Genomic DNA, 15,088 nt, shown 5'->3' on the forward strand with positions numbered 1-15,088 from the left:
TTATTTTGAAATAACCGGCGTAAAACAAAGTCTTTCTAGGTTGGGTATATCTAGGCATGTTAGCCTCCTCAAAGTGATGAGGAGGTGTCCACTAAAACGGGTGAGGAGCAAGAGCCGCCTTGCCAGCTTGTTACTTTGGGGGCTTCTTCACTTAAAGGAAAGTCTAACTTTGCAATAATACGGTAGCCACGTTTTCTTATTGTTTCTATGTATTGGGGTGCACTTGCTTTATCGCCAAGAGCTTTACGTAACTGTGTGATTGTTTTATGTAACGGATTATCACCTACTTCAATATTTTTCCAACAGTGGTTAAGTAGTTCGTCACTGCTAACAAGCTCCCCTTTTTTTGAGCATAAATAGATCAAAACATCCATGGCTTTTGGTTCTAGCTGCTTGTTTTTACCAGCATGTTGAATGCTGTTTGATAGGGGGCTTACCTGCCAATCGCCTAAATAAAATGGGCTGAGGTTCATAGTGACTCATTGTTGTTTTTGCTGATCTAAATATGTATCGGCTTGTTAAGCTGTAACTTGATAGTACAGAAAAAATGGCAAACCAGTATGGCTTTTAGTCAGTGGTGTTGAGTTATTTTAACGCCAGCCCTTGGCTAGACCAGCGTTGTATTTACAGTTATAGGTCGTTTTTATTTATGGTAACAACACGTTGCGGGAAAGGAATTTCGATATTGGCGTCGTTAATGGCTTTGTACACTCCACCGTTTATAGCTAACTTTGTTTCTATAATTTTCGTGGTGGGTACCCAGTATCGGTAGCTAAGGGTAACACCGCTATCGGCAAAGCGCTCAATGCCTATTTGCGAGTGCGGGTTTTGAGCAACTAACTCGTGTGCGTTGAGTACCTCTTCAATAAGATTAATTGCGGTATCAGCACATGCGCTATAGGCAATATCTATTTCACCCTTAACTAACGAGTAACTAAATGAGTTATGAATTATTTCGCCCATTATATGTTTGTTAGGAATGGTGATTTCTACTTTTTCTTCATCTATTAAAATGGTGTAGCCAAGCTCTATTGTTTTAACTTGACCGCTTACATTTTTAACTTCAATGGTATCGCCAACTACAAAAGGGCGTGTAGCGATAATGGCAAGGCCAGCACCATAATTAGACAGCATGCCCTGTAGTGCTAGACCTGCACCCAAAGAAGCTGCACCTATTGCCGCCACAAAGGGAGTAACACTTATCCCTATCTTGCCAAGCGCTATAATAATAACCATAACAATAAGCAGTACTTTTACAACACTACTAACAAAGTTTGTAAGCGTAATATCCACATTATGGCGAGTCATTAAATTGGCGACTATTTTAGATAGTTTTTGTGCTATCCAAAGGCCAATCAACAATATAAAAACAGCCCCTACAATTTGCATGCTGTAGGTAACTAAATACTCAGTGAGCATATTGTAATACTTTTCAAACTGTTCGATTTCAGAACTGATCATTATGGGCTCTTAACTCGTGTAATTAAATTTTTGTAAACTATAGCAAACTGTTTACTAAAAAAGGATAGAGGAGTGGGACTATTATGGCCGTTAGCAATGCGCTGAGCGCCATAGCTACTGATGAAAATGCACCTATTTTAGGGTGTTCAGCAAGAGCCGCTGCTGTCCCAATAGCGTGGCAGGCCGTCCCCATAGCAACCCCTTGGGATTCATGACTGCCTATTTTTACTAATTTAAACAGCATGAAACCAAATAATGCCCCTAATAAGCCAATAAAAATAACTATAGCGGCGGCCAAAGAGCTGATCCCCCCCAACGAATCTGTAACAATTAACGAAATAGGCGTAGTGACGCTAAGTGCCGCCACAGAGGCACTTAACTTAGAAGGAACCTTAAAAAATACACTTAATAAAAAAGCCACAAAAGTTGCATTTACAATACCTAAACTGCAAGTACCTAGTATGAGTAATAGATTTTTACGTACGTGAATAAACTGCTGATACAAAGGTAGCGCTAATGCGACAATGGCGGGCTCTAAAAGCCAGCTTAGTAGCTGGCTATGATAAGCAAACTTGGAGTAAGGCAGGTTTAAGTTAATCAATAACAAAGCAATAACGGCAATACTTAAAAAAACAGGGTTTGTAATTGACTTTAAAGCACTGCTTTTCATGCGTACGTTAAACGCCCTAAGCAGTAAAAACAAAGCAATAATTATAGGTACACACAACCACCAAATGTCAGGCTTTAATTCAGTCATTGTTTTTTCTGCTTTTGAAAAAAACCATCACTGAGCTAACTAGTAATAATGTACTTGCTGGCACAATAAAAATAACAGACATTAAAAAAGGCCAATTAGATTTTATAAGGTTTAGGTGTTCAATAAAGCCAACGCCAGCGGGAATAAAAAAAATAGGCATAACATTTAAAATTGGAGAGGCACAAGGCTTTAGGTGTTGCTCTTTTACTATGCCTGCTAGCAGCAACACCAATAAAATAACCATAGCGAGTAAAGGTGCAGGAAAGCTGCCTCCTGTATAATACATAATAAGTTTAGCGCAGGCTAAACAAAGCAAAATGATTGCGCTACTTAATAGGTATTTCATCATTATTACTCAATTTAATAGGGTGCATTTAGTTTAACAATCAAAAACAGTGTGTACATTGTGCCTTAGTATTACCGATATTAATGCATTACCACCGTTTGGCGTTGTTGTATTTTATATCGGATTTACCTTTTGCTTTTGCAATGGCTTTTTTTGTATTTGGGTTTGTTAGTAAACGAATTTGACTCCAGGTTTCTTTTGCGAGTATTTTTCGTTGCCGTGACTTGTAGCTTAATTGAGTAATACGTTTAATGGCAGCTAGGGTATCGGGTGAGCGTTCAAGCAATGTACTCAGCAGTGTTTGGGTTGCAAGTTCGGTGTTGTTTGTTAGTTGTGTGACCAGTCCAAGCTCGTTTGCTTGCTCTGCAGTTATAGGGTTTGCATGGCTTGCAAGTAAAAGTGCTTGGTCGCGTTTAACAAGTCCGCCCATCATTACATTTGCCCCCATGTCAGGGCAAAGCCCCCAGCGAGCTTCCATTATGGCTAGCTTGGCGTCATTGTGTACAATTCTGTAATCTGCTCCTAACGCTATTTGTAACCCTCCTCCTAAGCAGTTGCCATTAATCTGTGCAATAACAGGTACGCTTAACGACTGCCAGCCCAGTACTACTTTTTGCGCTAAGTTTTGGTTGCCGGGTAACCACTTAAACAGTAATTTTATGATATTTAAAGGTGAGGCCATAACTGCGGCAATATCAAGCCCTGAACAAAAATGATCGCCATCCCCCTTTATAACTACCGCACGAATAGTACGATCCTTTTTTATATTTTTAATCGTGTTATTTAACGACATAAACATGGCAAAGTTTAATGCGTTTTGTTTATCAGCTCGACTCAAGGTAACCGTTGCAATACCGTCTTGCTTTTCTAGTTTTATCATTATTAACTCCTCTGACCTGTTGCTTGAGCTTATGCGGTTAGAAAGGTGAAGTAAAGTGATGTAGTTTTTAAAATAGATTGAATTTATTTGTAAATGAGCAGTCTGAATTACTTGGTTTTATTTTGATAATTAACAAAGTGTGGTTTGAGGTTAAAAAAGTCAGGTTTTTAAACGCTTTTTTATCAAATAGCTAATCAGATTTGATAACATACCGCCAATTATTAAGGTTAAGGTTACGCAACTATGTCGGGTCCACGTTTATTTACAATCGAAGAAGCAACACATCAAGCTTATGATATTTTTTTAGAGTTAGCACCGAGTAACTTAAGTGATGATGACGTTGAAAACTTTAATGAGTACCGAGAAGATCTTGGCTTTATTGAAGAAGATGAACCGGACGACCAGTGGCAAGATTTTGTTGCGCTTGAAATTGAGCCAGAACACTTTATTCAAGTGCTAGTGGGTTTAGAGTTTGATAATGAAGATGTGCTATTTGCAAAAATTTTAATTAGCCGTGATAAAGACGCCCCGTTTTGCCATATTTTATGGAAAGAAAGTGAATAAGCCCTGCTGTTTGTTTATTTTTGATTAAGTGGCGAGATAGAATTTTGCGTAAGTATTTATTTTTAATTTTTATTTTAATTAGTGGCTCTTGCTGGGCTGTTGATCCATTTGAAGATTTTCATGAGTATGGGCAGCTTTCTGACGAAGAAATTCATGATTTACACAAAGGCGAAATGCTTTACGGCGATACTGAGTTTGGGTTTATTTTGTCTCGGGGAAATATCAATTCAACCAGCTTTAAGCTCAAAGGTAACCTTTACCAAGATTTTGAAAAGTGGCGAAACCAATTCAAAATTGACTCCCTTTATAAGCGCGACGAAAATGACGACACTGGAGACAGCGATGTAACTGCAAACCGTGTGTTTGTATCTGCACAAGGTAACTACAAAGTAGGCGTTAAAAATTCATCGTTTTTTATTTATGGCGATTACGAGGAAGATCAGTTTAGTGGCCTTAAATTTAAAAGCACCATTGCAACAGGGTATGGTGCGCGTGTTTATCAGGGCACTAAGAACAAAGTAGATATTGATATCGGGCCTGGTTTGTACCGTTCGGTAGCTGATGAAGACTCAACGGTGAGTGAAAGCGAAGAAAGTAAAACCGGTTACTTACTTCGTGTTGCTATGCAATGGGAGCGACTGGTTTCAAAACGCACACGTTTTAATCAAGATGTGAGTATAGAGCAGTCATTGTCAGGGTTAAATTCACGATTAAAGTCTGAAACTGCGCTGATTAGTCAGGTTATAGGGGCGGTGTCTCTTAAGTTTGCTTATATGTATCGTTATAATTCAAAACCAGAAGATGATAAACTTAAGTTTGATTCTGAGCTCAGTGCTACTTTAGTGTATAGCTTTTAAGTATTTATTTAATTAGAGAATTTTATGTATCAGCATAAACAGTATGCGGTGTTTATCTTTTTTGTTTTGACCTGGATTGGTGGCTTTGTTGCTTTAGCATGGAATTTAATTGGGGCAGATTGGCCGTTAATTATTTTTGCAGGTGTATTGGTACTGGTGGGCTTTTTGTTTCATGGCTTAACAGTTAAAGTAAACGATAAAACAATTAGCTGGGGATTTGGCCCTGGTGTGGCAGGCCAGCAAATTACGCTTAGCGATATTTCTGAGGCGAAAGCAGTTCAAAACTCTTACAGGCATGGTATTGGTATTCGTATAACGCACGATGGGTGGGTTTATACTGTGTCTGGATTTAGTGCTGTTCAGCTAACGCTTAACGATGGCACCTTGTATAGAGTGGGTACAAACGACCAACAAGGGTTACTAGACGCACTAAAAAAACAAAACGTACCAGTGGCACAGCCTAAAAAGCAACAAAGTGACTCCAAGGTGGTTAAACGTAATAATATGATATAAAAAAGCGCCTTAGGCGCTTTTTTATAAAAGGTTTTATTAGTGGTCGTGACCACAACCACCTTCGCCATGTACATGGCCATGGGTAAGCTCATCAGCTGTTGCATCTCGTACTTCAAGTATTTCAACATCGAAGTTTAGTGTAATACCTGCAAGCGGGTTATTGCCATCAACAATGACCTCTTCATCTTGAATATCAATAATCATTACTGATTGGTCGCCATCATCTGTTGATGCGCGAAATTGCATACCCACTTCAATTTCCATACCATCGAACATCGACTTTGGTACAGCTTGCATTAGGTTGTCATGGCGTTCACCGTAACCATCTTCAGGTTCTACTTTTACGCTTAGCGTGTCACCAGGTTGCTTACCTAGTAGTGCGTTTTCAAGGCCTGAAATTAGATAACCAGTACCCACAATAAAATGTAGCGGCTCACCACCGAACGAGTTATCAATGCTGTTACCATCATTATCCATCACTGAATAATGCATTTTTACCACTTTGTTTGCCGCAACGATCATAGTCATTCCTATTTATTCATCATCTAAAGAGTAGGGCAGAGGCAGAATGTTTAGCTCTACCTGAGGCGCGTGTTTTGCACGAAGTACTTGCGTTGTTTCAGTATCGTTTGGCAACACAACAAGGCCAGTTAAGATCTTTGTTTTTTCATCAAAGCTTTGCGCAATAAGCTTACCAGCACGACGCCAGTTTTCACCCAGTTGTACTTCAAGTTCGGGTTCGTCCAGCATGCTTTCGCTTTGGCCTGATACGATATACATGGCTCGCTTATTTTTACCAAGGTACTTCATGCGGGCTACAGTTTCTTGCCCTGTATAGCAGCCTTTTTTAAAGCTGATTCCACCAATGGCTTGTAAATTAACCATTTGCGGCACATATTCACCAATTGCATCACTGCTCAGCTGTGGCTCGCCAGCTAAAATTGCTGCTTGCTGCCATGGTGCATCGTTATCAAGCGTTAAAACGCTATCCGGGATTGCAAACTGACTGTCAACCATAAGCAACACTCGGTTATCAGCCAGCTTCAATGCTTTACCGTTATCAAAGTCACACGCTATTATATTGTCGTCAAAAGCAATACCCAGCTCTGTTAAAATCGTAGATAAGTCATCACCAATAAGGCCAATTAACCGGTTTGAAGACGCACTTATGTCTACTTTTGCAAATACTGCGTATTTCTTTAGCTCAACTAACGATTGCTCTACCTCAGCACTACTGCCAGATAAGTAGTAACTGTCTTGGTGAGAAAATAGCTTAAATACGCCCCAAAGTTTTCCTTTGGCGCTACAGTGGCCGGTCCATAAAAAATTGCTGTTGGTTAGTTTATTTAGATCTTGAGTAATTTGCCCGTGCAGATAAGATAATTTATCAGCACCTGTAAGGCTAATAAGTTGGTGAGATAACGGACATGCGTAAACGCTAGACATAAAAACCTTCTTTGCAATACAAATGAAGTGACATAATAACGCAGTTGCTACGTATGGTACAGACAAGCACCCGCAGGGGTGTATTTATTTTATAGTTGATTAATAGCTGCTAAACCGGCTTGTGTTTGTTAAACTCGAGTCAATTCAGTATGAGGTTTAAAATGGTTGAAATTCATAGTAAAGCACGTATTCGTTGGGCTTGTCGTCGTGGTATGTTAGAGCTAGATGTTTTGTTTATGCCGTTTGTAGAAGAAGCATACGATTCTTTAAATGCAGAGCAACAAGCTATTTTTCAGCGCTTGTTAACACAAGAAGATCCTGATCTATTTGCATGGTTTATGGGCCATGAAAAATGCAAAGACGAGCAGCTAAATAGTATGGTACAACTCATATTAAACAGAGTTCGTGTATAGGTTCACTGTAAAAAATAATAAAGCAGACCACAAACCCATTGTGGTCTTTTTTTGTGTGCTTATTTTAATAATGTGTTTATTTTTAAGCTCTTTTTTGGCAATCCTAATATGTATTTTTGCCAACCTGATAACCGGGGTTTTAGTCTGGCGTAAAGTAAAAGCCTGCCAACCGCAAATGGGCGTGATTATTTTAGAGCCTAGTTTGTTTAGATTCGAAAATGACGTACATAAAATAGAAGGGCAAATAGGTCCAAAAAGCAAAGTGTTTATGGGCAGTGTTTGGCTATTTATAAAAGGATTTAATAACAACCATTGGCTTATTATTTCAGCCAATGGTGTTGATAAGCAAAGCTATGCCCGATTAAAACGAGCTGTTTTGAGTGCGGTTAATGGCGCTCAGGGGTCAAAATAGTGGGGGTTGGGTTTTCGTTTTGCTCAGGGTAATCAATTGTGTAATGAAGCCCTCTACTTTCTTTTCTTTGCATTGCACTTCTAATAATTAACTCTGCTACTTGCACTAAATTACGTAGCTCAAGTAAGTTGTTACTTACTCTAAAGTTAGCATAATAGTCGTGTATTTCTTGTTGCAGCAACTCAACCCGATGTAGTGCGCGCTCTAAACGCTTAGTTGAACGAACAATACCGACATAATCCCACATAAATAGGCGTAGCTCATGCCAATTATGCGTAATGACTATTTCTTCGTCCGAGTTAGTTACACGGCTTTCATCCCATTGCGGCAAGGTCATGGGTTCTGGTGCATGTTCAATTTTACTTAAAATATCTTTCGCTGCAGCATGGGCAAACACAATGCACTCTAATAATGAGTTACTTGCCATTCTGTTTGCACCGTGCAGGCCGGTGTAAGCTACTTCACCAACTGCATACAGATTATCTAAATCTGTTTTACCATTAAAGTCAGTCATTACACCACCGCAAGTGTAGTGTGCGGCAGGGACAACCGGAATCGCTTCTTTTGTAATATCTAACCCAACACTCAAGCATTTTGCATAAATGGTAGGGAAGTGCTCAATAATAAATTCTTTATCTTTATGGCTAATATCTAAGTAAACGCAATTAGCACCTAAGCGCTTCATTTCAAAATCGATTGCGCGAGCGACTATATCACGAGGGGCTAGCTCTTCACGTTCATCAAAATCTTTCATAAAGCGAGTGCCATCGGGGCGTTTTAAATACGCGCCCTCACCGCGCATTGCCTCGGTAATTAGAAAGTTTTGTAATTCAGGGTGGTATAAGCTGGTGGGATGGAATTGATTAAATTCCATATTAGCCACTTTACAGCCAGCTCGCCAAGCCATAGCAATACCGTCACCGCTTGATACATCAGGATTAGATGTATATAAGTACACCTTGCTTGCTCCACCGGTCGCAAGTGCTACAAATTTAGCCGATATAGTTTCGACTTTTTTAGCTTTTTTGTTCCACACATACATACCCTCAACGTGTGTTCCTGCTTTGCCAGTATTTTTATCAGTAATTAAATCAATTGCATTGTATTGCTCAAGTAGAGTGATGTTTTTATGTAATTTCACTTGGCTTATTAATGTTGTTTGAACGGCTTTACCAGTCGCATCGGCGGCATGCAAAATTCGACGATGGCTATGACCGCCTTCTCGCGTTAAGTGAAAACGCTCTTTGCCTTTGCTATCAAATTCCATGTCAAAAGGCACACCTTGGTCAATTAGCCATTGAAGGCAATCGTGTGCATTACTTGCTGTATAGTGAACAGCTTCACGGTCACATAGGCCGCCGCCAGCATCTAAAGTATCTTCAACATGCGATTCAATACTGTCATTTTTTTTATCAAATACTGCGGCTATACCACCTTGTGCATAAAGTGTAGAGCCTTCGGTAAGCGCGCCTTTACTAATAACGGTAACGTTACAATAGTTAGCTAGTGATAAGGCAAGAGATAAGCCAGCCGCGCCGCTTCCGATAATTGCGATATCTGCGATGTGATGTTTATTTTGGTTCATGTCAGGGGTACTTTGCGGTTACAATGCTTAAATAAAGCAGTATTTGTTTTTAATATGTGTAGTTGTATCATATTTGTCATACCACTATGTAGTGATTTTAATGGCTTAGCGCCGTTATTTATGAACTATTTTATATAAAAATAATATTAAGCAGAACTTTTTATTCATGTCGCGGTCAGAGTATTTGTGAACAATGGCGATAATATGAATAACAAGCAAAAACCAGACATAGGAGTACCGGCTCGAATGAGCGAGCAGGAATTGGATTTAGTGCTAGTAAGAAGAGTGCAGCAGGGCGATAAAAATGCCTTCAATCTATTAGTAAAGAAGTATCAAAACAAAATTGCAGGTTTGATCTCTCGTTATGTATCAAATCAAGGCGATATTGCTGATGTAGCGCAAGAAGCTTTTATAAAAGCTTACCGTGCACTTCCCAACTTTAGAGGCGACAGTGCTTTCTATACTTGGTTATACCGTATTGCCGTTAATTGTGCTAAAAATTATTTAGTTGCTCAGGGGCGTAAGCCGCCAGCTAATGATATTGACGCTGAAGAAGCTGAATTTTATGATTGTGGTGACTCGATGCGTTCAAACGCATCACCTGAAAACCTTTTATTAAGTGAAGAGGTTCGCGCTGTAATTTTTAATACAATTGATAGTTTGCCTGAAGACCTTAAAACCGCAATAACTCTCAGAGAAATTGAGGGTATGAGCTATGAAGAAATAGCTGTGGTAATGGATTGCCCTGTAGGCACAGTACGTTCGCGTATATTTCGTGCCCGTGAAGCAATTGATAACAAATTAAACCCATTAATAGGCGAGTCTTAGTATGACAAAAGCACACCTTAACAAGTTAGATAACGAATCGTTATCTGCATTACTTGATGGCGAGCAGCACCTAGCTGATGCAAAAATTGCAGAGCAAGATGTTTCTACGTTTGGTCGTTATGCGTTAATTGGTGATGCAATGCGTGCTCAAAAAAATAACCACGACATCCATATTAATATTAGCGAACGCGTTGCTCTAGCACTTGAAAGCGAGCCTGTATATGCTGACTTTACCCAGTCGAAAGCGCAGTCTAAAGTGGACGATAAGCCAGAACAGAATAACGTAGTGGCATTTAATTGGCGTAAGCCTGTTGCTCAGCTTGCAATTGCCGCAAGTGTGGCAATGTTTGCGATTGTGGGAGTAAGCACGTTACCGCAAAGTGATCCACAGCAAAATGAAATCCCATTACTGCAAACAACACCGTTAACAGGTATGGCGTCACCAGTAAGCTACTCATCTGCGCCCGCTCTTGAAAACGCAGAGCAAGGTTTACGTGAGTTGCAACAACAGCGTATTGGCGCGTTAGTATTAGAGCATCAACGTCAAGCACGTGTTGCTAACTCTCTTCAAACAGCGCAAAATGAAACAAAAGCGCAAGAGGAAAAAAACTAATTAAATGAAAGTAATCACTTTTGTTCTGTCGTTGGTATTGAGCTTTACTGCAGTTGCCAACGACACAAATCCTGCCAAAACGTTATTATTAGAAATGGCTAATGCTGTTCATAATCGTAACTTTGATGCCTCGTTTGTGGTTGTTAAAGGTAAATCAATGGAACCCTATCGATGGGTGCACGCCAAACAAGGTGAAACTGAACTCGAACACTTAAGTTTGCTCAATGGCGCAGGCCTTGAAATGATTAGAGTCAACGACCAGGTAACTTACTTTGAACCTCAGTCTGAACCTTATTCACTAAAAACAGACTCTATTGCAGGGCCTATCCCAGAAGTACTTTTTAAAGACATACAACGCTTAAGTGAGCACTACGATTTTGTACTTGGCGGAAAAGGGCGTATTGCTGGGCGTGCTGCACAACTTGTACGTATAGAGTCAAAAGATGAGCACAAATATAACTACTGGATTTGGCTTGATATGGAATCGGCGCTGCTATTAAAAGCTGCTTATGTAAACCATCAAGGAGAAGCTCTTGAGCAGCTTCAGTTAACCCATATTAGTGTGACTGAACAACCAGCTCCTATGCTATTAGAAGTGTTAAATCGAAATTTTCCTACACCCTTACCTGAAAGCGAGTTGGAAGGAGTTGATAATTCGTCAACTAACTGGAAAATAAGCTGGTTACCTGCCGGTTTTGAGCTACTCAAATCGGACAGACACAAGCTAGATTTGAATAATGAGCTTACGGATTACTATCTATATTCAGATGGGTTTGTTGAAGTGTCGGTATTTATTCAGCGACCACTACCTGGTAAACGTTTAAGTGGTGCACTCACCTCTGGCGCTACAACGGTTTATGTGCATAATGGCGGTAATTTTGATGTATCGGTTGTTGGTAATGTGCCAAGCCTAACTGCAAAGGCAATAGCCGAATCTGTTACGCGCGCTTTATAAACGATTCGTAAGGATTGTTATGATTGAACAAACCCTCACTGTTGTGGCCCTTAGTGGTCACACGGCTCATTTAGAAGCCGAGCAAAAGCAAGCTTGCGCTGGCTGCAACGGTCGTTGCGGCTCCCAAGTATTTAGTAAATTATTTGGCACTGCAAAAAAAACACTCCCTTATAAATTTGAGTCCCCTGTCGAAATAGGCCAGAAGATCACTTTATCCCTTGATGATAGCCATATGGTAAAACACGCATTTGCTGTGTATATGCTGCCGCTTTTTTTAAGTCTTGTTTTTGCACTTGCTACGTCTGAGTTATTAATAATGGGCGAAGTGTGGCAAATATTTGCAGCTGTTATGGGCGGTGTTTTGGGGTTTTATATTGCAAGAACACGTGTTAAATCGCTCAGGCACGATATAAAAGTAGTAAAAATTCACCCAATTAGCATCCCTTTAACTCAAATAGATGGTGATTGACGCCAATTAAATGTAAAATTGGCGTTTTATACCCAAGTAACTTGGAAATACAGGAAGCTGTGATTTAAAACAATTTAATAAATGTTAACCAGCATGGTTGCTGTGTGAGCCGTTATTGATTGTTTATATCATTTTTCGTCATTATGTATGTTTTGAATTAATTAAAAAGCATGCTAAAACAAGTATTTGCAAGTCACTTAGGTATCCATATTTAGTCCTTTAAATAAGAAGTATTGAACTCAGTTTATGAAGCATATCCGTAATTTTTCGATAATCGCCCATATTGACCACGGTAAATCGACCCTTTCAGATCGTTTGATTCAAGTTTGTGGCGGTTTAACCGACCGTGAAATGCAAAAACAAGTTTTAGATTCAATGGATATTGAGCGCGAACGTGGTATTACCATCAAAGCGCAAAGTGTAACGTTGAACTACAAAGCAAATGACGGCGAAACATATCAACTTAACTTTATCGATACCCCAGGGCACGTTGACTTCACCTATGAAGTATCGCGTTCTTTAGCTGCATGTGAAGGCGCATTATTAGTTGTTGATGCAGGGCAAGGCGTTGAAGCGCAAACTTTAGCAAACTGTTACACCGCAATTGAAATGGACTTAGAAGTAATTCCTGTATTAAACAAAATCGATTTGCCACAAGCAGATCCATTGCGTGTTGCTGAAGAAATCGAAGAAATTATTGGTATTGATGCTTTAGACGCTGTGCAGTGTAGTGCTAAAACAGGTGTTGGTATTGCCGAAGTACTTGAAATGATCGTCAAAGACATCCCGCCGCCAGTTGGTGAAAAAGATGAGCCTCTACAAGCGCTAATTATTGATTCATGGTTTGACCCATATCAAGGTGTTGTATCGCTTGTGCGCATTAAGCACGGTGAGCTACGCACGGGTGACAAAATTAAAATCATGTCTAACGAGCACATTCATACAGCCGATCAAGTGGGCATATTCACACCTAAGCAAACCAATACAGGTATCTTACGTACCGGTGAAGTAGGCTTTGTTATCGCAGGTATTAAAGAGATTCACGGTGCACCCGTTGGTGATACGATCACACATCAAAGAAACGCAGCACCAGAACGTTTACCTGGCTTTCAGAAAATTAAACCGCAAGTATATGCAGGTATGTTCCCAATTGCGTCTGACGAGTATGAGTCATTCCGTGATGCGCTTAACAAGCTAAGCTTAAACGATGCGTCTTTATTCTTCGAGCCAGAAAACTCAACGGCACTTGGCTTTGGTTTTCGTTGTGGTTTCTTGGGTATGCTCCACATGGAAATTATTCAGGAACGTTTAGAGCGCGAATACGATATTGATTTGATTACAACCGCACCAACGGTAATTTACGAAATCGTAACGAAGGACGATCGCACTTTCCAAATCGATAATCCGTCTGACTTACCCGCAGTAAATGACATTGTAGAAATTCGTGAGCCGATTGTTGAGGCAAATATATTAGTACCGCAAGAGTACTTAGGTAATGTAATTACCCTATGTATTGAAAAGCGCGGTAGCCAAACCAAAATGACTTATCACGGTAAGCAAGTTGCAGTAACGTATGAGTTACCAATGGCTGAAGTGGTAATGGATTTCTTCGATAAGCTTAAATCTACAAGCCGTGGTTTTGCATCGCTAGATTATAATTTTAAGCACTTTCAAACCTCAGACATGGTGCGCGTTGATATTTTAATTAATGGTGAACGTGTTGATGCGCTTGCAATTATTGCTCACAGAGACAGTGCGCAATCGCGTGGTCGTCAGCTTGCTGATGCGCTTAAAGAGCTTATTCCGCGCCAAATGTTTGATATTGCAATTCAAGCAGCGATTGGCCAGCATGTTATTGCGCGTACAACTGTAAAACAGCTACGTAAAAACGTAATTGCCAAATGTTACGGTGGTGATGTGAGTCGTAAGAAAAAGCTACTCAAAAAACAGAAAGATGGTAAAAAACGCATGAAACAAGTAGGTAATGTAGAAGTACCTCAAGAGGCGTTTTTAGCTATTTTGAAAGTTGGCAAATAACAACAAAGGATTATAAATGGCTGGTTACTTTTCAATTTTATTGGTGCTGTTAACCTTAGGCTCAGGCTTAATATGGTTAATAGACCACTTAATGTATGCACCAAAAAGGCAAGAGCGTTTAGCGTTAGCACAAACCTCTGCTGGCGCAAAGTTAGATGATGAAACAGCAGCATTAATTGCACCAGAGCCAGTATTAACTGAAACTGCAAAATCGATTTTTCCGATGATTGCTGCTATTACTATTTTCAGATCGTTTATCTTTGAACCTTTTCAAATTCCGTCAGGTTCAATGATGCCAACACTACTCGTGGGCGATTTTATTTTAGTACAAAAGTATTCATACGGTATAAAAGACCCTGTTTGGCGCACTCAATTAGTTGAGATGGACGAGCCAGAACGTGGTGATATTGTTGTTTTTAAGTTTCCTGGTAATGAAACAATTGACTACATCAAAAGAACAATAGGACTACCTGGCGATAAGGTTGTATACCGCGATAAGCACCTATACATTCAGCCAAAGTGTGCTGAAGGTGAAGTAAGCCGCAGTAACTTACAATGTGGTGAGTACAACAAAATTGACATGGAAGTGAAAGATAGAGGCGAGTTTATGCTAAAAGGCATGGAATCGGTTCGAATAAATGAATCGCTAACAGAAGATGGTCACGATATTTTAATTTACCCTGAGGTTCCAGAGAAAAAAGGTCGCTACTTTAGACAAGCTGGTACTCGCACCGATGAGTGGGTTGTACCCGCAGATCACTATTTTATGATGGGTGACAACCGCGATAATAGTGAAGATGGTCGATTTTGGGGATTTGTACCAAAAGAAAACTTGGTGGGGAAAGCTGTCTTTATATGGATGAGTTTTGAATTTGAGAATGGCCCTGATGATGTTTTACCAGGATGGGTTCCAACTGGTGTTCGCTTTGAACGCCTAGGTAATATTCAGTAA

Annotated in this window: 18 protein-coding genes and 1 pseudogene; 11 read left to right on the forward strand and 8 right to left on the reverse strand. The window is 39.9% G+C overall.

Annotation, left to right across the window (positions count from 1 at the left end; translation table 11 throughout):
* Nucleotides 1–110: 110 nt before the first annotated feature.
* The 5 genes and pseudogenes from CWB65_RS13450 to CWB65_RS13470 all read right to left on the reverse strand — a co-directional run.
* Nucleotides 111–473: pseudogene (locus CWB65_RS13450) on the reverse strand (winged helix-turn-helix domain-containing protein); the annotation flags it as partial.
* Between the two features lie 157 nt (nt 474–630).
* The gene (locus CWB65_RS13455) at nt 631–1,461 is read right to left on the reverse strand and encodes a mechanosensitive ion channel family protein (protein WP_008132787.1); all 831 of its coding nucleotides are present in this window, start codon (nt 1,459–1,461) and stop codon (nt 631–633) included.
* A 37-nt stretch (nt 1,462–1,498) separates the two neighbouring features.
* Nucleotides 1,499–2,218, reverse strand: coding sequence for an LrgB family protein (locus CWB65_RS13460; RefSeq protein ID WP_008132785.1), 720 nt, complete (start codon nt 2,216–2,218; stop codon nt 1,499–1,501).
* Entirely contained in the window at nt 2,211–2,564 is a 354-nt protein-coding gene (locus CWB65_RS13465) for a CidA/LrgA family protein (RefSeq protein ID WP_010555858.1), read from the reverse strand. Before CWB65_RS13465 ends, CWB65_RS13460 begins: the two co-directional genes overlap by 8 nt.
* Before the next feature lie 88 nt (nt 2,565–2,652).
* Nucleotides 2,653–3,444, reverse strand: a complete 792-nt coding sequence (locus CWB65_RS13470; protein ID WP_008132782.1) for a crotonase/enoyl-CoA hydratase family protein — start codon at nt 3,442–3,444, stop codon at nt 2,653–2,655.
* A gap of 243 nt (nt 3,445–3,687) precedes the next feature.
* Between CWB65_RS13470 and CWB65_RS13475 the strand changes: the two genes are divergently transcribed.
* The 3 genes from CWB65_RS13475 to CWB65_RS13485 are packed head-to-tail and all read left to right on the forward strand — an operon-like array spanning nt 3,688 to nt 5,378.
* Nucleotides 3,688–4,008, forward strand: a complete 321-nt coding sequence (locus tag CWB65_RS13475) for an HI1450 family dsDNA-mimic protein (protein WP_006794135.1) — start codon at nt 3,688–3,690, stop codon at nt 4,006–4,008.
* Between the two features lie 44 nt (nt 4,009–4,052).
* Entirely contained in the window at nt 4,053–4,865 is an 813-nt protein-coding gene (locus tag CWB65_RS13480; RefSeq protein WP_008132777.1) for a DUF481 domain-containing protein, read from the forward strand.
* 24 nt (nt 4,866–4,889) lie between these two features.
* On the forward strand, nt 4,890–5,378 hold the full coding sequence (locus tag CWB65_RS13485) for a hypothetical protein (RefSeq protein WP_008132775.1): 489 nt from the start codon (nt 4,890–4,892) through the stop codon (nt 5,376–5,378).
* A gap of 36 nt (nt 5,379–5,414) precedes the next feature.
* Here the strand turns inward: CWB65_RS13485 and CWB65_RS13490 are convergent, their stop codons facing one another.
* Together CWB65_RS13490 and ygfZ are read right to left on the reverse strand one after the other, a co-directional pair.
* A complete protein-coding gene (locus CWB65_RS13490) occupies nt 5,415–5,900 on the reverse strand; it encodes an FKBP-type peptidyl-prolyl cis-trans isomerase (protein ID WP_008132774.1) in 486 nt (161 codons plus the stop codon).
* 12 nt (nt 5,901–5,912) lie between these two features.
* A complete protein-coding gene (ygfZ, locus tag CWB65_RS13495) occupies nt 5,913–6,824 on the reverse strand; it encodes a tRNA-modifying protein YgfZ (RefSeq protein ID WP_008132772.1) in 912 nt (303 codons plus the stop codon).
* Between the two features lie 161 nt (nt 6,825–6,985).
* On the opposite strand from ygfZ, the gene CWB65_RS13500 reads away from it, so the two are divergent.
* On the forward strand, nt 6,986–7,237 hold the full coding sequence (locus tag CWB65_RS13500) for an FAD assembly factor SdhE (RefSeq protein WP_006794140.1): 252 nt from the start codon (nt 6,986–6,988) through the stop codon (nt 7,235–7,237).
* A gap of 70 nt (nt 7,238–7,307) precedes the next feature.
* Nucleotides 7,308–7,649 carry a hypothetical protein gene (locus tag CWB65_RS13505; protein WP_370587999.1) on the forward strand — a complete coding sequence of 114 codons (342 nt, stop codon included), beginning with the start codon at nt 7,308–7,310 and terminating at the stop codon, nt 7,647–7,649.
* Here CWB65_RS13505 and nadB read toward each other — a convergent pair.
* Nucleotides 7,624–9,234 carry an L-aspartate oxidase gene (gene nadB, locus CWB65_RS13510; RefSeq protein ID WP_008132766.1) on the reverse strand — a complete coding sequence of 537 codons (1,611 nt, stop codon included), beginning with the start codon at nt 9,232–9,234 and terminating at the stop codon, nt 7,624–7,626. The two genes, CWB65_RS13505 and nadB, sit on opposite strands and share 26 nt — an antisense overlap.
* Before the next feature lie 246 nt (nt 9,235–9,480).
* Here nadB and rpoE point away from each other — a divergent pair, with 246 nt between their 5' ends.
* From rpoE to lepB, 6 genes are all read left to right on the forward strand, one after another.
* Nucleotides 9,481–10,062, forward strand: a complete 582-nt coding sequence (rpoE, locus tag CWB65_RS13515; RefSeq protein WP_006794143.1) for an RNA polymerase sigma factor RpoE — start codon at nt 9,481–9,483, stop codon at nt 10,060–10,062.
* Nucleotide 10,063: 1 nt separating this feature from the next.
* On the forward strand, nt 10,064–10,675 hold the full coding sequence (locus CWB65_RS13520; protein WP_008132762.1) for a sigma-E factor negative regulatory protein: 612 nt from the start codon (nt 10,064–10,066) through the stop codon (nt 10,673–10,675).
* A gap of 4 nt (nt 10,676–10,679) precedes the next feature.
* Nucleotides 10,680–11,630, forward strand: a complete 951-nt coding sequence (locus CWB65_RS13525; RefSeq protein ID WP_008132755.1) for a MucB/RseB C-terminal domain-containing protein — start codon at nt 10,680–10,682, stop codon at nt 11,628–11,630.
* A gap of 19 nt (nt 11,631–11,649) precedes the next feature.
* Entirely contained in the window at nt 11,650–12,099 is a 450-nt protein-coding gene (locus tag CWB65_RS13530; protein ID WP_008132754.1) for a SoxR reducing system RseC family protein, read from the forward strand.
* A gap of 246 nt (nt 12,100–12,345) precedes the next feature.
* Nucleotides 12,346–14,136 (forward strand): translation elongation factor 4, encoded by a 1,791-nt coding sequence (gene lepA, locus CWB65_RS13535; RefSeq protein ID WP_008132753.1) that lies wholly within the window; start codon nt 12,346–12,348, stop codon nt 14,134–14,136.
* Between the two features lie 16 nt (nt 14,137–14,152).
* Nucleotides 14,153–15,088: a signal peptidase I gene (gene lepB / locus CWB65_RS13540; RefSeq protein ID WP_008132752.1), complete on the forward strand. Its 936-nt coding sequence runs from the start codon at nt 14,153–14,155 to the stop codon at nt 15,086–15,088.

This window comes from Pseudoalteromonas sp. S554 (genome assembly GCF_005930865.1).
Taxonomy (GTDB): domain Bacteria; phylum Pseudomonadota; class Gammaproteobacteria; order Enterobacterales; family Alteromonadaceae; genus Pseudoalteromonas; species Pseudoalteromonas marina.